The organism is Enterobacter sp. UPMP2060 (assembly GCF_053709655.1).
On record NZ_JBSKJQ010000001.1, the window covers coordinates 744,561 to 760,265 of the forward strand.

A 15,705-nucleotide genomic window follows, 5' to 3' on the forward strand; every position below is an offset into this window, starting at 1 on the left:
GGAGAGCACATGATTACACTCTGTAAAACCTGCGGAACCGCCTACGATGCCCGCCCGGACAGATGCCCAATTTGCGAAGATGAACGCCAGTACGTGCCCGCCACGGGCCAGGCGTGGACCGATTTCGACACCGTCACCGCCACCCATACCAACAAATGGCAGCAGCTGGAGCCGCGGCTGTTTGGGATCAAAACGGTGCCTGCCTTTGCGATCAACCAGCGGGCGCTGCTCCTGCAAACGCCCCACGGGAATATCCTCTGGGACTGCATCGCCAACCTCGACTCCGCAACCAGAGCGCTCATTACCGCCCTCGGCGGCATCAGCGCGATTGCTATTTCACATCCGCACTATTACACCACGATGCAGGAGTGGGCTGCGGCGTTTGATGCGCCGGTTTACCTGCACGCCAGCGACAGAGAGTGGGTCATGCGCGACAGCCCGGCCATTCATTTCTGGGAGGGGGACGCGCTGGAGATTTTCCCGTCGGTCACCTTGCTGCGTCTGGGCGGGCATTTTGCCGGTGGAACGGTGCTGCACTGGCAGGAGGGGGATGGGGTATTGCTGGTGGGCGATATTCTGCAGGTCACGCCGGGTAAAGACGCCGTCTCGTTTATGTGGAGCTACCCGAATTATCTTCCGCTGCCGGCCCGCGCCGTGGCGTCGGTGGTGAGTCATCTCGAAAGGAAAACCTTCGAACGTCTTTACGGCGCGTTTGAAGGGCAGAACATCCCGGCCAGTGCGGACGAGATTGTGCAGCGGTCGGGCCAGAAATATATTGCTTGTCTGAAGTAAACCACGATGGGTAAACTTTACGAGTGTGATCTCGATCATGCCTAAACTAAAACAGATAAAAGAGACATTGCTATGCAACATATCATTGAAGGTTTTCTCAGCTTTCAAAAAGAGATTTTCCCGCAACGTAAAGAACTCTTCCGCAGTTTAGCGTCCAGCCAGAATCCCAAAGCGCTGTTCATCTCATGCTCCGACAGCCGTCTGGTCCCGGAACTGGTCACTCAGCAAGAGCCAGGACAACTCTTTGTCATTCGTAATGCTGGCAACATCGTGCCGCCATTCGGGCCGGAGCCTGGCGGCGTGTCTGCAACCATCGAATACGCCGTGGTGGCGCTGGGCGTCACGGATATCGTGATTTGCGGTCACTCCAACTGTGGCGCGATGAAGGCGATTGCCGATAACGCGAACCTGGAGCCGATGCCTGCTGTGTCACACTGGCTGCGCTATTCTGACGCGGCGAAAGCCGTGGTAGAGAAGAAAACCTGGGATAAGCCGATCGATAAAGTCAATGCGATGGTGCAGGAGAACGTGTTTGCGCAGCTGAGCAACATTAAGACCCACCCGTCCGTCGCGGTGGGCCTGCGTAATAACTCCATCCGACTGCACGGCTGGGTGTACGACATTGAAAGCGGCAAAATTCTTGCCCTGGATAAAGCGACGAAAACCTTCGTTTCGCTGTCTGAAAACCCGGAAGTCTTCTTCGAGTAATCCGCGACAGCAGGGCATGGAAGCCCTGTCAGTTCTCGATATACGGTAGTCTGCGCCGCGATCCCGACGCGGGTTTTTCCGCCGCCTTCGCCATTGCTTGTGCAATCTCTGCACACTCCGCCAGCCCCTGAACGAAGGGACGATCGTGCATCAGCCACGGTATCGCGCCGAAGGCAATGCGCCCGCGAACGGCGTCAGGCGCATTTAAGGTGTAATCCTCACCGACGTCCGGTATCTCTTCACCCGTGGCTTCCAGCTGTTTGCGCAGCGTCGGAAAGGGCAGATCTTTCGTTTTGAGCGGCTTTTGCCCGCGCGCATCAATAAACACGTCGAAACGGTAAACGGTCTCTTGTGTGGTGATTACCGTTCGATCGCTGCCAACGTCCAGCGTGTAATCGTCACCGAGCGCTGCCACGCTTATGATGCCGGCTTCGCGAAGCGCGAGCAGCCTGCGGATAGACTGCGGAGGAATGGCCGCATAGTTGTCGATGAATACGCGGGCGAGGCCTTGCTTAAAGCGCTCTCTGTCCCGTTCGCTGAGGTGGGGAACAATCTCCTGAACCACTTCATGCAGCCGAAGCACGGTATAGCGCCAGGCTACGGTGCGCCGCTCGCGTTTGTTCCGCTCCACCTCGTTGAGATTCTCTTCCGCCCAGGTAAACGGGCCATGCCGTTTACGATCCTCAAACCAGGCCTCACGAATGCTGTCCGCATTCTGCTTATGCAGGGATATTTTCTCACACCACGTCGGGTCAGCGAGCTGAAGCTCTTTCACCATCAGGGTAAATATACAGTCGAGCAGGCCATTCGATCCTTTGGCGATCTCGTTTTCAACCACAAATTCGGTTAAGACCGACAGCGGTTCATAAGGAATAGGGCAGTAAAAATCGGCTTCCGGCAGAATACCCGTTCGGGACATCAGGACAATCTTCAACGCGTCGCTGCCTTTATCCAGCACGAATTTATCATCACGAAATTCACCGTGCTGCATCACCACCGCCATGGCCGCGTCGAGACCGCTTAACGATGTCCCCATAATACCGACGCGGCAGGGAGGGATACTGGCGTCCATCAGACCGGACCAGGGGCTTGGGAAGAACGTGCGCGTGGCTTCGTCCTCGTCTGGCCAGACGTGACCGGTTGCGATAACCGCAAGGTCGAAGCGTTCAGGAAAGGCGCTGTCGTTGACGGAAAGCGTGACCCCTTCTTTCGTGGACACGATATCGGTGACCCGGGCGGATTCATGGACATCAACCTGAAACCCCAGCTTTCTGGCCTCTTTCACGATTGAACGAAATCTGTCGCGAAAATACTCGCCCAGCAGAAGCCGGGGCAGGAACTGCCGGTCATGCAGGCGGGTTGTATCGACCTTAAAGCGCGCCAGATGAGCTTCGCTCTGATCCTTCAGCCAGTCGAGGTAGGTCATAAAAATGGGCGGGATTTCAATGCTCGCAATGTTCGCCAGCATCAGCCGGGAGTTATCGTCGTCGTTATAGGGCATACCCACGCCAGCTTCATCGGCCTGTTCGAAAACGGAAACGGAGAGCGGCTTACTGTTTTTAAGGAGATGATAAAAAGTATAAATCCCTGTGGGGCCGGAGCCGATAATCGCGATTTTCTTCATCGACGGTCTTCCTGTTTTTTTTCCATAAGAAAAGCGTAGCAGGAGAACAATGATGAAAATAAGGGATTAGGAAAATTCAGGATATCAGAAGAGGATTTGCACCATCTCAGGACTGAAATGGTGCGTCCGAGTGGACTCGAACCACCGACCCCCACCATGTCAAGGTGGTGCTCTAACCAACTGAGCTACGGACGCAGAATGGTGCGTTCAATTGGACTCGAACCAACGACCCCCACCATGTCAAGGTGGTGCTCTAACCAACTGAGCTATGAACGCAACGTGTTGTCGCTGACAACGGGGACGAATATTAGCGGCACAGCATCGAGGTGGCAAGAGGGAAAATGCATTTTTCTCTCTGATTTCACGCGATTGCTTCATTACCGCGCAAAGTGAAGAGAAAGTAGCCGCCGGGCGGCGGCTACCGCGTCGTTAACGTGCCGCGCGCTGCAAAATGATCGTTGATGGCTGGCGCTGCAGGAAGCGCATTCGCATCATCATCATAATCGCAGCCGACGTCAGGCCGATGATAAAGCCCATCCAGAACCCTGCCGGACCCATGCGATCCACCACCAGATCGGTAAGCGCCAGGATATAGCCACACGGCAGACCCAGCACCCAGTAGGCGATGAAGGTGATAAAGAAGATGGAGCGCGTGTCTTTATATCCGCGCAGCACGCCGCTGCCAATCACCTGGATGGAGTCAGAGATCTGGTAAATTGCGGCCAGCAGCATCAGGTGCGATGCCAGCGTGACCACTTCCGGGTTGTCGTTATAGAGCAGGGCAATCTGCTCGCGTAATGCAACGGTAAAGAGCGCCGTACAGACAGCCATGCAGACGCCGACGCCCAGCCCGGTCCGGGCGGCCGTTTGCGCATCAAGCGTTGAGCCCTGGCCCAGGCGGAAGCCTACGCGGATCGTGACCGCCGCCGCCAGCGACATCGGCAGGACGAACATCAGGGAGCTGAAGTTCAGCGCAATCTGGTGCCCGGCCACGTTCACGATGCCCAGCGGGGAGACCAGCAGGGCGACCACGGCAAACAGGGTCACCTCAAAGAACAGCGCGAGGGCGATCGGTAACCCTAACTGCACCAGACGCGTCATGATGTTCCAGTCCGGCGTGCTAAATTTTTTCTCGTTGCGAATATCGCGCATGGAACGGGCGCGTTTTACAAAGGCGATCATGGAGAAGAACATCACCCAGTAAACGGCTGCTGTCGCCACGCCGCAGCCGACGCCGCCGAGCTCCGGCATCCCGAAATGACCATAAATAAAGACATAGTTCACCGGAATGTTGACCAGCAAACCGATAAAGCCCATCACCATCCCGGGCTTGGTTTTCGCCAGGCCTTCACACTGGTTACGTGCCACCTGGAAAAAGAGGTAGCCGGGCGCACCCCAGAGCAGGGCGCGCAGATAGCCCACGGCTTTATCAGCCAGTGCCGGGTCAATGTTATGCATAGCGCGAATGATGTGGCCCGCGTTCCAGAGCACGACCATGATCAGCACGGAAACAAACCCTGCCAGCCAGAAACCCTGACGAACCTGATGGGCAATGCGCTCGCGACGACCCGAGCCATTGAGCTGAGCGATAACCGGCGTGAGCGCGAGCAGCAGACCGTGGCCGAACAGGATGGCCGGAAGCCAGATTGACGTGCCGATAGCAACGGCCGCCATATCGGTGGCGCTATAGCCACCTGCCATTACCGTATCCACAAATCCCATTGCGGTCTGGGCCACTTGCGCGACGATCACTGGTATAGCCAGTGCCAATAGCTGGCGCGCTTCATTCATGTACTTCTGCACGTGAACACCTTTATTTTGTTGTTATTTGAGAGACTAAAAAAGCCGCCGAAACGGGCAACAAGAAGAAAATGCAGGGGGGTGCCAGCTATTGTAGCGGGCTTTAGCTATTTATCTAGTGAAAAAATCGCCAGAAAATGCGCTCCGCTGGCAACCTCTTTTTCCAACTGTTATTGTGGTGGGATTAAACGGTGTCACCACCGTCCGGAAAAAACAGGAGTTGTAAGCATGTTTACTGGTATTGTGCAGGGCACCGCCAAAGTGGTGTCCATTGATGAAAAACCTAATTTCCGTACTCATGTTGTTGAGCTGCCGGAATATATGCTTGAGGGCATTGAAACAGGCGCGTCGATTGCTCATAACGGCTGCTGCCTGACCGTTACCGAAATTAACGGCAACCAGATTAGCTTTGATTTGATGAAAGAGACGCTGCGCATCACCAACCTTGGCGAGCTGGCGGTGGGAGATACCGTCAACGTTGAGCGGGCGGCAAAGTTCAGCGATGAGATTGGCGGCCACCTGATGTCCGGTCACATCATGACCACCGCTGAAGTGGCAAAAATCGTGACCTCGGAAAATAACCGTCAAATCTGGTTTAAAATGCAGGATCCTTCATTAATGAAATACATCCTCTATAAAGGATTTATTGGCATTGACGGGATTAGCCTGACGGTGGGTGAAGTAACGCCAACGCGTTTTTGCGTGCATTTAATTCCTGAAACGCTGCAGCGCACCACGCTGGGCGCCAAAAAACTGGGGCATCGCGTGAATATTGAAATCGATCCGCAAACCCAGGCGGTGGTGGATACGGTTGAGCGCGTGCTGGCAGCAAAAGAAGCGGCAATAATAAAGACCACCGCAGAAGAAGAATAAAAAATAACCCCGGGCATCCGGGGTTATTTTTTTAGCGTGCGACACGTAATCCGTGTTCAATCCCACGGCTGAATACCACCTGCCAGAGCTGAATATCCCGTGCGCGAAACGCCCCCGCGCAGGCATTCAGATAATAGCTAAACATCCGCCTGAATCGTTCAGAATAGTTTTCCGCAATCTCAGGCCAGGTTTCCTGAAAACGCGCATGCCAGGCCATCAACGTGGTGTCGTAATCCGCGCCAAAGTTGTGCCAGTCTTCCATTACAAAATGGGGTTCACTGGCGTTGGCAATCTGGCGGACTGACGGTAAACAGCCATTCGGAAAGATGTATTTGTTGATCCACGGGTCGACGTTATTGTCGGTTCGCTTAGAGCCGATGGTGTGCAGCAGGAAGATGCCGTCCGGTTTCAGATTCCGATCCACCACCTCAAAATAGGTAGCGTAGTTTTTCGGCCCGACGTGCTCGAACATGCCGACGGAAACGATCCGGTCAAACTGTTCGTTCAGGTCACGGTAATCCTGCAGTCGGATATCCACATCGAGGCCCTGGCAGCGTTCCCGCGCCATTTTTTGCTGTTCCGCTGAAATCGTGACGCCGACGACGCTGACGCCATAGTGTTTCGCCATAAAATACGCCAGCCCGCCCCAGCCGCAGCCGATATCCAGCACGCGCATACCCGGCTGGAGCTGCAGCTTCTCGCTAATCAGACGCAGCTTGGCCTGCTGGGCCTCTTCAAGCGTCGACGCCTCTTTCCAGTAGGCGCAGGAGTACTGCATGAAAGGGTCCAGCATACGGCTGAACAGGTCGTTGCCAAGATCGTAGTGCTCTTTGCCTACGATCCATGCGCGTTTTTTACTTTGCAGATTGAACAGTCGGGCAGAGGCGACGCGCAGGGTGTCTTTCAGATTGCGAGGGAGTTGATTTTCAAGACCGGCACGCAGCACGCTGGCGAAAAAGGTATCCAGACGTTCGCACTCCCACCAGCCGTCCATGTAGCTTTCTCCCAGGCCTAACGATCCCTCTCGCAGCACGCGTTTAAAAAAGTCGGGATGTTTAACCTGAGGATCGGATGGCGATGATCCATTGATAGTGATGCCTGCTCGACCTAACAGTTCACTGACGATCCGGGACCAGTTATCGTCCGGAACGCTGACTTCTTCTATACACGATGAACTCATAGCTTCTCCATCACCCTACTGTGATCAGAACCTTAAAACAGCGTAGACGCTTTTTTTGGTTTGTGAGAAATCTCACGGTAAATACCGCGAGGCTAGTATCCGACGTAGAACAGAGGAAGGGAGATAACCCTTGCCGAAATGCCTTCCATGGTAAAACGGGAGCACTCCGGCTCCCGTTAACAATTAATATTTATCGTATTTAATCGAACCAAATTTAGTATAGGCCTCAAAATTTGGTGATTCAATAGAAAATTCTTAGCAACCTAATCACTGAAAATTAACATGATTTCTGGCGCAATCAGGCATGTGACGTTTCAACCTGAGCACTCTTTTCCTGCTCACGCTGCGCGGAGGCCTGCATGCGATAGCCCAACACCGCCAGCGCAACGGTCACCAGCATCACGCTGGTGGTGGTCAGGAGCGGCGTGGCAATCAGCGCCGATACAACCAGGCTTGCCAGGAAGCACAGCCCCAGCTGCAGGGTATTCTGCAGCGCGGCGGCGCGGCCTGTTGCCTGCGGGAAGGGACGCAGCGCCTGGGCTACAACGATAGGGTAAATCGCCCCGTTCGCAACGGCCATCACGCAGAATGGGATCAAAATTTCGGCCAGACCGGCGCCAGGAATAAAGCCAACGGCCCAGGTCCCGATAACGCTCAGCGCATATAGCACCAGCAGCCACGGCAGCATCTGCTGACCTTCCCACTTTTGCAGCGCCGCGCGACAGCCGTACCCGCCTACCAGGAACGCGATGGTCTGCGGAACATAGCTCAGGCCGATGGCTGCCGGGCTGTAGCCCATATCGTGCAGAATGAACGGCGAGCCGGTGAGCCACGCGAAGAAGCTTGCCGAGCAGGCGGCATAGATCAGGACATTCCCGCGATACGCTTTGGCGCTGAGCAGGGAAGTGAAGGTAATCGGCTTCGCGTCTGCATGCGCTTCTTTTTTATGCGCTGGCTTAAGGGCGAACGCCGGCAGCATCAGGACCAGGGTAATGGCAAACAGCGTGGCGAAAATGGCCTGCCAGTCGAAATGCGCGAGGATCCAGCTGCCCAGCAGGGGAGCGAGGGCAGGTGAGAGGCCCACCAGCGGCATAATGGTGGCGAAGATACGGTTTGTGCGGTTAGCAGGGTAATAGTCGGTGACCAGCGCCTGCCAGGTCACGGCCGCGGCACAGACGCCCACGGCCTGAATAAAACGCAGCACCAGCAGCCAGGTGGCATCGCGAACCCATAACATTCCCAGGCAGCCCACGGCAAAAATGGCCAGGCCCAGCAACAGCACCGGTTTACGACCAAAGCGATCCGAGAGCGGTCCCCAGAGCAGCTGTGCGAAGGCAAAGCCGGCGAGGAATAAACTCAGGCTGGCGCTGATGGCGGCAGCCGGCGTTTGTAAATCTTCCTGCATGGCGGCAAACGCCGGCAGGTACATATCGGTGGCCAAAAAGCCCAGCACGCTTAAGCCGCCGAGCCAGACTAAAAAACCGTTCCTGGGTTGCATTATTTTATTCTCCTGAGGAGGCAGGTATACATTGGCGCTGAGTGTAGGGAGTGCAAAGCTGCTTGTGAAACGCTAATATTTGGCTGGTGCATTCAAAAATTTTGCAGGCAGAAAATGTGGTCAGATTATTCTCTTGAAGTGGTCGATGCTGTTGCGCGTAACGGCAGCTTTAGCGGTGCGGCGCAGGAGCTGCACCGCGTCCCTTCGGCAATCAGCTACACGGTGCGCCAGCTGGAGGAGTGGCTGGCGGTTCCGCTGTTTGAACGGCGGCATCGTGATGTGGAATTAACGCCCGCAGGCGCGTGGTTTTTGAAGGAAGGGCGTTCTGTTATCAAAAAAATGCAGATCACCCGCGAACAGTGTCAGCAGATCGCTAACGGCTGGCGGGGACACCTTTCCATCGCGGTGGATAATATCGTTAAGCCGGAACGCACCCGGCAGATGATCGTCGATTTCTACCGTCATTTTTCTGACGTCGAGCTGCGGGTCTCGCAGGAGGTGTTTAACGGCGTCTGGGATGCGCTGGCGGACGGCAGGGCAGAGATGGCGATTGGGGCCACGCAGGCGATCCCGGTCGGGGGACGTTACGCTTTTCGCGATATGGGGATGCTGAGCTGGAAATGCGTGGTGGCAAGCGATCATCCGCTGGCGGCGATGGAAGGGCCGCTCAGCGATGACACGCTGCGCAACTGGCCGTCGCTGGTGCTGGAGGATACGTCCCGTTCATTGCCCAAGCGTATCACCTGGCTTCTGGACAACCAGCGGCGGGTGGTGGCCCCTGACTGGGAATCGTCGGCGACGTGCCTCAGCGCCGGGCTGTGCGTCGCGATGGTGCCCGTTCATTTCGCGCGTCCGCGCATCGATACCGGAGAGTGGGTTGAGCTGACGCTGGAGAATCCGTTCCCGGATGCGGCCTGCTGCCTCACCTGGCAGCAAAATGACGTCTCGCCTGCGATGGCCTGGCTGCTGGATTATCTGGGAGACAGCGAAACGCTGAACCGGGAATGGTTACGGGAGCCAGCATAGCTGGCCCCGTAAAGCGATTAACGACGGTAGTCGCGGAACGGACCATCCGCAACGGAACGGCGTTCGATAAGACGCGGGTGAACTTCAATAGACTGCGACTCTTCGCGCTTGTTGACGATCCTGTCCATCAGCATATTGAAGGCCGTTTCGCCCAGCGAATCTTTCGGCTGGTGAATGGTGGTCAGCGCCGGGGTGAAGAAACGCGCGTTACGCACGTTGTCATAGCCGATCACGGAAATATCCTGCGGTACGCGCAGGCCCAGCTCGTCGGCAGCGCAGAGCGCGCCCATGGCCATGATGTCGCCCCCGCAGAACACGGCGGTCGGACGGTGCGGCTGGGAGACGATCTGCTGCATCGCGCGGTAGCCCGATTCCGGCTCAAAGTCGCCCTGCACAATCCAGTTTTCCGGCACGTTGATCAACGCTTCTTCCATCGCTTTCATAAAACCGGCCAGACGGCCCGCGCCGGTGTTGCGCTCCAGCGGACCGGGGATCACGCCAATCTCGCGGTGACCGCGTTCGATCAGATAACGACCGGCCATATAGCCGCCTTCAAAGGCGTTATCGATAACGGAATCGGTAAAGTCTGCGCGCGCTTCGCCCCAATCCATCACCACCATCGGAATATGGCGATACTCTTCCAGCATCGACAACACGGATTCCGGGTACTCGGAACACATCACCAGCAGGCCATCAACGCGCTTTTGCGCCATCATCGACAGGTAGGCGCGCTGTTTTTCAATGCTGTTCCACGCGTTGCCCAGAATCAGGGTATAGCCTTTCTGGAAGCAGTTCTTTTCGACCGCTTCAATGATCTCGGCAAAATAGGCCGCTTCACTGCTGGTCGCCAGCAATCCAATGGACTTGGTGTGATTAACCTTGAGGCTACGCGCAACCGCACTTGGCGAATAGTGCAGCTCTTTGATCGCTGCCCAGACGGCGTTGCGCGTCTCTTCCGCCACAAAGCGGGTTTTGTTAATTACATGTGATACGGTTGTAGTGGAAACGTTTGCGCGTTTTGCTACGTCTTTAATTGTTGCCATTAAATGTCACTCCAGACCATATCCTAAGCTCCTGAAAAACTTGAAGGTAAACGTTTGCCTTCTCTCACCCTTATCTCGCAATCTTGAATTGCGGCACGCCGGGAAAACGACACGGGACGTCAGGAGGGGGTCAATGGCCGGTACGCTAATAAATTTAGCGTGGAATTTTGTCCTATCTTGATGAAAAGGGGAAGAGGTAAAGTGGTTATCAGTATAAATCCAGGAAGATTTTTGACGTAATCTGTGCAAAAATGAGCAAGCTCACTTTTCGTGTGGGGATTAAAAGGAGAAAAATTGATGAGTTCCGATCTTAAGTTTTCGCTGTTCACCACCATTGTTGTGCTGGCTCTGATTGTTGCGGCCGGTCTGACGGCTGCGCTGCACTGATTTACGCGGAGGGAGAGCCTTCTCCCTCCCGACTCCCCGGATTGTTACTTCTCTGGCAAAAATCTTTTGCCATTTTGTTAACTTCTCATTTTTTGTGATTGATGTTATGCTTTCTGCTTCTTTGTTCTGTGTCACCACATGACACGGCATCCGGAGTTGACGCATGAAAATCAATTTTCCCCTGCTGGCCCTGGCGATTGGCGCTTTTGGGATTGGCACCACTGAATTCTCCCCAATGGGGTTACTTCCTGTTATTGCCCGGGGCGTAGATGTCTCTATCCCTGCGGCAGGGATGTTAATCAGCGCCTACGCTATCGGCGTGATGGTAGGGGCGCCGCTGATGACCCTTCTTCTTTCGCACCGCGCGCGCCGCAATGCGCTGATTTTCCTGATGGCGATTTTCACCCTGGGCAACGTGCTTTCGGCCATTTCGCCGGACTACACCACATTGATGCTGTCGCGCATTCTGACCAGCCTTAACCACGGCGCGTTCTTTGGGCTGGGGTCGGTCGTGGCTGCCAGCGTGGTGCCAAAACACAAGCAGGCGAGCGCCGTGGCAACCATGTTTATGGGGCTGACGATTGCCAATATCGGCGGGGTGCCTGCGGCAACCTGGCTGGGAGAAGCGATCGGCTGGCGTATGTCTTTCCTGGCGACGGCCGGGCTGGGCGTGGTTGCAATGGTGGCGCTGTTCTTCTCCCTGCCGAAAGGCAATGCCGGAGAACGTCCGGAAGTGCGTAAAGAGCTGGCGGTGCTGATGCGCCCGCAGGTGCTCTCCGCGCTGCTCACCACCGTGCTGGGGGCAGGGGCGATGTTTACCCTCTACACCTATATTTCACCGGTACTGCACGATATCACCCACGCAACGCCTCTCTTCGTTACCGCGATGCTGGTGCTGATTGGCGTGGGCTTCTCGATTGGCAACTATCTCGGCGGGAAATTTGCCGACCGTTCCGTGAGCGGGACGCTGAAGGGCTTCTTAACCCTGCTGATTGTCATCATGGTTGCCATTCCATGGCTGGCGCGTAATGAGTTTGGGGCCGCGGTTGCGATGGTCGTCTGGGGAGCCGCCACTTTCGCCGTGGTGCCGCCGCTGCAGATGCGCGTGATGCGTGTGGCGCACGAGGCGCCGGGACTTTCATCTTCCGTGAATATCGGTGCGTTTAACCTGGGTAATGCCCTGGGCGCCGCTGCCGGTGGGGCCGTGATTTCAGGTGGTCTGGGGTACAGCTTTGTGCCGGTGATGGGGGCGATTATTGCCGCGCTCGGCCTGCTGCTGGTGATGATGTCGGGTCGTAAACAGCCTGAAGCAGCCTGCGCTGCGGAGTAAACCAAAAACGCAGAAGGGCGAACCCTTCTGCGTGTCTCTTACGCGGCGAAGTTCTTCGCGACAAAGTCCCAGTTAACCAGTGCCCAGAAGTGCTCCAGGTAATTCGGACGCGCGTTGCGGTAGTCAATGTAGTAAGCGTGTTCCCACACGTCCACGGTCATCAGCGGCTTCGCGCTGGTGGTCAGCGGGGTACCCGCATTAGAGGTGGACACGATAGCCAGTTTGCCATCCGCCTCTTTAACCAGCCACGTCCAGCCAGAGCCGAAGTTCTTGATGGCTGCATCGGTAAATTTCGCTTTGAAATCCGCGAAGCTGCCAAATGCGGCATTGATAGCGGTAGCCAGTTCACCGACAGGTTCACCGCCGGCATTCGGTGCCAGGCAGTGCCAGTAGAAGGTGTGGTTCCACACCTGAGCGGCGTTGTTAAATACGCCACCCTCTGAGCTGCGGACGATCTCTTCCAGCGTTTTGCCTTCAAAATCGGTGCCTTTGATCAGATTGTTCAGGTTGGTGACGTACGTCTGGTGATGCTTGCCGTAGTGATATTCCAGGGTTTCCGCAGAAATGTGCGGTGCCAGGGCGTCTTTTGCATACGGTAGTGCAGGTAATTCGAACGACATTGCTTCTCTCCTTATTGTATTTTGTGTTGCCAATAACCACACAGACAACATGGACAGGATAGCAAATTGAAAGGGTATGCAAAAGAGGAACTTACCCTGCCACGGATGCGGCAGGGCAGGAGTTAGCGAATGGTTTTTGGCGTCATCACGCGACGCGCGCCGACGTAGTGACGTACCCAGTAGTCTTCACTGAGAGAAGTGATCTGAATATCCTGGCCGCTACGGGGAGACTGGATGAATTTCCCGTTGCCGACATACACGCCGACGTGGTCAGCCGTGCCGCGACCCTGGGTGCGGAAGAACACCAGATCGCCGTTTTCCAGCTCACCGCGGTCAACCGGTGAGGCATCGCGCAGGTGGTACATCTCATTGGCGGTACGAGGAATGCGGAATTTGACCAGATCTTTATAGGCGTAATAGACGAGGCCGCTGCAGTCAAAGCCGGTACGCGGCGAGCTGCCACCCCAGTGATAAGGTTTGCCAATCTGCCCCATCAGTTTGTTCATCGCGGTTTTCTGCGCTTTTTGTACGCGCACTTTATGCACTTCCGCTATTTTCGTGACCTTCGTGCATTTCGCCTTGTGGCCTTTACGCGTGATGCATTTTTCAGTAACGAGGTTAGCGGCGGTTTGCGAAGCTTTACTTTTGGCGGAGTGGGCAGTGCGGGAAGGTTTTGTTTTCGTCTTGCTGGAAGCGGTCTGTTTCGTCTGAGCCGGTGTTTTTTTCTTGTCGTTCTTAGCGGTGGTTTTTTTCTTACGTTCTGTGGCTTTCACAAGATGGTTTTTTTGTACAGCAGAATGCCGCGCCTGCTGAGAGGCGTTTGCCACTGGCGTGAAAGTGAGTGAAGTAAACAGTAAAGCACAGAGCGTGATCGAGATTTTATTTATCCGCGCCACTGGGCAGTCCCCTGATAAATGCAGGTCATCAATAATACCCGCGTGTGATTTACAAAGCCCGTCGATTCTAATCTATAAAAACCCAGAAAGTTAATAGCATTTTTCAATCTACAATCGTGTTTCGTTAGCAAGTGCAAAAAAATTCATCGTTCTGTCGCACATTTGCCCACTCCCTAAGCAAAACCCTGACCGCCGCAGGGGTAAACACCATTTGCAATGCAACTTTTCGTGACTCGGGGTAGAATGTATAAACGTGACAAAAATGTTATTTTCCGATGCCAGTCTGAACCGCTACAATGTCAGACGAATGCCGTAACAGAAGTTAAAGGAAGCAAGACATGAGCACCACTATTGAAAAAATCCAGCGCCAGATCGCTGAAAACCCAATTCTGCTGTATATGAAAGGTTCTCCGAAGCTGCCAAGCTGCGGCTTCTCCGCACAAGCGGTTCAGGCGCTGTCAGCCTGTGGTGAGCGTTTTGCTTACGTTGATATCCTGCAGAACCCGGACATCCGCGCTGAGCTGCCTAAGTACGCTAACTGGCCGACTTTCCCACAGCTGTGGGTAGACGGTGAGCTGGTTGGCGGCTGCGATATCCTGATTGAAATGTATCAGCGCGGCGAACTGCAGCAGCTGATCAAAGAGACGGCGGCGAAGTACAAAACTGAAGAGCCGGACGCAGAGTAATTTTCTGCGCAAATAAAAAAGCGACCTGATAAGGTCGCTTTTTTTTATTCTTCGCTGTCGCCCATCGGCAGCGGCCAGCCGCCAAGACGCTTCCAGCGGTTAACGATCTCACAGAACAGCTCTGCGGTGCGCTCCGTGTCGTATAAAGCGGAGTGCGCCTGCGTGCCGTCGAACGGGATGCCGGCCGTAATACAGGCCTTTGATAACACCGTTTGTCCCAGAGCCAGGCCGCTCAGCGCGGCGGTGTCGAAGGTCACAAAAGGATGGAAGGGGTTGCGTTTGAGCGCGGCGCGCTCCGCGGCGGCCATGGTAAAGCTGTGATCGAAGGTGGCGTTATGGGCCACCATGATGGCGCGGCTGCAGTTACTCTCTTTCATGCCTTTACGCACCATTTTAAAAATGGCGTGCAGCGCATCATATTCACTGACTGCGCCACGCAGCGGGTTGTGCGGGTCGATACCGTTAAATGCCAGCGCTTCCGGCTGTAAGTTTGCCCCTTCGAAAGGTTCAACATGGAAATGCAGCGTGGTGTCCGGTGTAAGCCAGCCCTGTTCATCCATCTTCAGCGTGATGGCGGCAATTTCGAGCAGCGCATCGGTTTTAGCGTTAAATCCGGCTGTTTCTACATCAATGACAACGGGATAAAAACCACGAAAACGGTCGCACAGACCGCTAAATTGAGCGTTATCGGACATCAGGGTCTCTTACAAGGGGAAAAAGCAGAGCGCATTATGGCAAATTTTGCAGGGTGATGCAGTAAAACTACGGGCGCATGTTGCGCCCTGAGGGATCAGTTGCCCAGACCGCGACCCGCGTCTTTGGCTTCAATCAGTTCGATTTTGTAACCGTCGGGATCTTCCACGAACGCAATCACGGTGGTGCCACCTTTTACCGGACCCGCTTCGCGCGTAACGTTACCGCCGTTGCTGCGAATGCGTTCACACGCTTCGGCCGCGTTGTCCACTTCCAGCGCGATGTGGCCGTAGGCGGTACCCAGCTCATAGCTGTCTACGCCCCAGTTGTAGGTCAGCTCGATCACCGCTTCATCCGTTTCCGGGCCGTAACCCACGAACGCCAGCGAGTATTTGTATTCCGGGTTTTCGCTGGTGCGCAGCAGCTTCATGCCCAGGACGTTAGTGTAGAAATCAATGGAACGTTGCAGATCGCCAACGCGCAGCATGGTGTGAAGTAGGCGCATAATTTCCTCATTAACCAATGGAATAGACTGTCTTTTTGAACAGA

16 protein-coding genes and 2 tRNA genes are annotated in these 15,705 nt (G+C 55.2%); 7 read left to right on the forward strand and 11 right to left on the reverse strand.

Annotated features, from left to right (window positions below):
* The first annotated feature begins 9 nt into the window (after nt 1-9).
* On the forward strand, nt 10-792 hold the full coding sequence (locus ACWKXN_RS03680) for an MBL fold metallo-hydrolase (RefSeq protein ID WP_454543318.1): 783 nt from the start codon (nt 10-12) through the stop codon (nt 790-792).
* Between the two features lie 72 nt (nt 793-864).
* On the forward strand, nt 865-1,500 hold the full coding sequence (locus ACWKXN_RS03685) for a carbonic anhydrase (RefSeq protein WP_023311344.1): 636 nt from the start codon (nt 865-867) through the stop codon (nt 1,498-1,500).
* 28 nt (nt 1,501-1,528) lie between these two features.
* Here the strand turns inward: ACWKXN_RS03685 and ACWKXN_RS03690 are convergent, their stop codons facing one another.
* The 4 genes from ACWKXN_RS03690 to mdtK all read right to left on the reverse strand — a co-directional run bounded on the left by ACWKXN_RS03690 (nt 1,529) and on the right by mdtK (nt 4,927).
* The gene (locus ACWKXN_RS03690) at nt 1,529-3,124 is read right to left on the reverse strand and encodes an FAD-NAD(P)-binding protein (protein WP_454543319.1); all 1,596 of its coding nucleotides are present in this window, start codon (nt 3,122-3,124) and stop codon (nt 1,529-1,531) included.
* Between the two features lie 118 nt (nt 3,125-3,242).
* Nucleotides 3,243-3,319 (reverse strand) — tRNA-Val (locus ACWKXN_RS03695).
* Between the two features lie 4 nt (nt 3,320-3,323).
* Nucleotides 3,324-3,400 (reverse strand) — tRNA-Val (locus tag ACWKXN_RS03700).
* Nucleotides 3,401-3,553: 153 nt separating this feature from the next.
* On the reverse strand, nt 3,554-4,927 hold the full coding sequence (gene mdtK / locus ACWKXN_RS03705) for an MdtK family multidrug efflux MATE transporter (RefSeq protein WP_048979490.1): 1,374 nt from the start codon (nt 4,925-4,927) through the stop codon (nt 3,554-3,556).
* Nucleotides 4,928-5,152: 225 nt separating this feature from the next.
* Between mdtK and ACWKXN_RS03710 the strand changes: the two genes are divergently transcribed.
* Nucleotides 5,153-5,797: a riboflavin synthase subunit alpha gene (locus tag ACWKXN_RS03710; protein WP_048977446.1), complete on the forward strand. Its 645-nt coding sequence runs from the start codon at nt 5,153-5,155 to the stop codon at nt 5,795-5,797.
* 31 nt (nt 5,798-5,828) lie between these two features.
* Here ACWKXN_RS03710 and cfa read toward each other — a convergent pair whose 3' ends face one another.
* Together cfa and punC are read right to left on the reverse strand one after the other, a co-directional pair.
* Nucleotides 5,829-6,977 (reverse strand): cyclopropane fatty acyl phospholipid synthase, encoded by a 1,149-nt coding sequence (cfa, locus tag ACWKXN_RS03715; protein ID WP_454543320.1) that lies wholly within the window; start codon nt 6,975-6,977, stop codon nt 5,829-5,831.
* 298 nt (nt 6,978-7,275) lie between these two features.
* On the reverse strand, nt 7,276-8,475 hold the full coding sequence (punC, locus tag ACWKXN_RS03720; protein ID WP_048979492.1) for a purine nucleoside transporter PunC: 1,200 nt from the start codon (nt 8,473-8,475) through the stop codon (nt 7,276-7,278).
* Between the two features lie 114 nt (nt 8,476-8,589).
* Here punC and punR point away from each other — a divergent pair, with 114 nt between their 5' ends.
* A complete protein-coding gene (gene punR / locus ACWKXN_RS03725) occupies nt 8,590-9,501 on the forward strand; it encodes a DNA-binding transcriptional activator PunR (protein ID WP_023311350.1) in 912 nt (303 codons plus the stop codon).
* 17 nt (nt 9,502-9,518) lie between these two features.
* On the opposite strand, the gene purR is transcribed toward punR, so the two are convergent.
* Nucleotides 9,519-10,544, reverse strand: a complete 1,026-nt coding sequence (purR, locus tag ACWKXN_RS03730; RefSeq protein WP_023335431.1) for an HTH-type transcriptional repressor PurR — start codon at nt 10,542-10,544, stop codon at nt 9,519-9,521.
* Nucleotides 10,545-10,841: 297 nt separating this feature from the next.
* Here purR and cydH point away from each other — a divergent pair, with 297 nt between their 5' ends.
* Entirely contained in the window at nt 10,842-10,931 is a 90-nt protein-coding gene (gene cydH, locus ACWKXN_RS03735) for a cytochrome bd-I oxidase subunit CydH (RefSeq protein WP_014883553.1), read from the forward strand.
* Nucleotides 10,932-11,094: 163 nt separating this feature from the next.
* Nucleotides 11,095-12,261: an MFS transporter gene (locus ACWKXN_RS03740; protein ID WP_213787983.1), complete on the forward strand. Its 1,167-nt coding sequence runs from the start codon at nt 11,095-11,097 to the stop codon at nt 12,259-12,261.
* Nucleotides 12,262-12,299: 38 nt separating this feature from the next.
* Here ACWKXN_RS03740 and sodB read toward each other — a convergent pair whose 3' ends face one another.
* Both sodB and ACWKXN_RS03750 read right to left on the reverse strand, forming a co-directional pair.
* Nucleotides 12,300-12,881: a superoxide dismutase [Fe] gene (gene sodB / locus ACWKXN_RS03745; protein WP_029739795.1), complete on the reverse strand. Its 582-nt coding sequence runs from the start codon at nt 12,879-12,881 to the stop codon at nt 12,300-12,302.
* A gap of 122 nt (nt 12,882-13,003) precedes the next feature.
* On the reverse strand, nt 13,004-13,777 hold the full coding sequence (locus ACWKXN_RS03750; RefSeq protein WP_023311354.1) for a C40 family peptidase: 774 nt from the start codon (nt 13,775-13,777) through the stop codon (nt 13,004-13,006).
* Between the two features lie 338 nt (nt 13,778-14,115).
* Between ACWKXN_RS03750 and grxD the strand changes: the two genes are divergently transcribed.
* Complete coding sequence (gene grxD, locus ACWKXN_RS03755) at nt 14,116-14,463, forward strand: monothiol glutaredoxin 4 (RefSeq protein WP_003832760.1); 348 nt, start codon at nt 14,116-14,118, stop codon at nt 14,461-14,463.
* A gap of 44 nt (nt 14,464-14,507) precedes the next feature.
* Here the strand turns inward: grxD and rnt are convergent, their stop codons facing one another.
* A complete protein-coding gene (gene rnt, locus ACWKXN_RS03760) occupies nt 14,508-15,158 on the reverse strand; it encodes a ribonuclease T (protein WP_023311355.1) in 651 nt (216 codons plus the stop codon).
* A 95-nt stretch (nt 15,159-15,253) separates the two neighbouring features.
* Nucleotides 15,254-15,661, reverse strand: a complete 408-nt coding sequence (gene gloA, locus ACWKXN_RS03765) for a lactoylglutathione lyase (RefSeq protein WP_013096923.1) — start codon at nt 15,659-15,661, stop codon at nt 15,254-15,256.
* Nucleotides 15,662-15,705 lie beyond the last annotated feature (44 nt).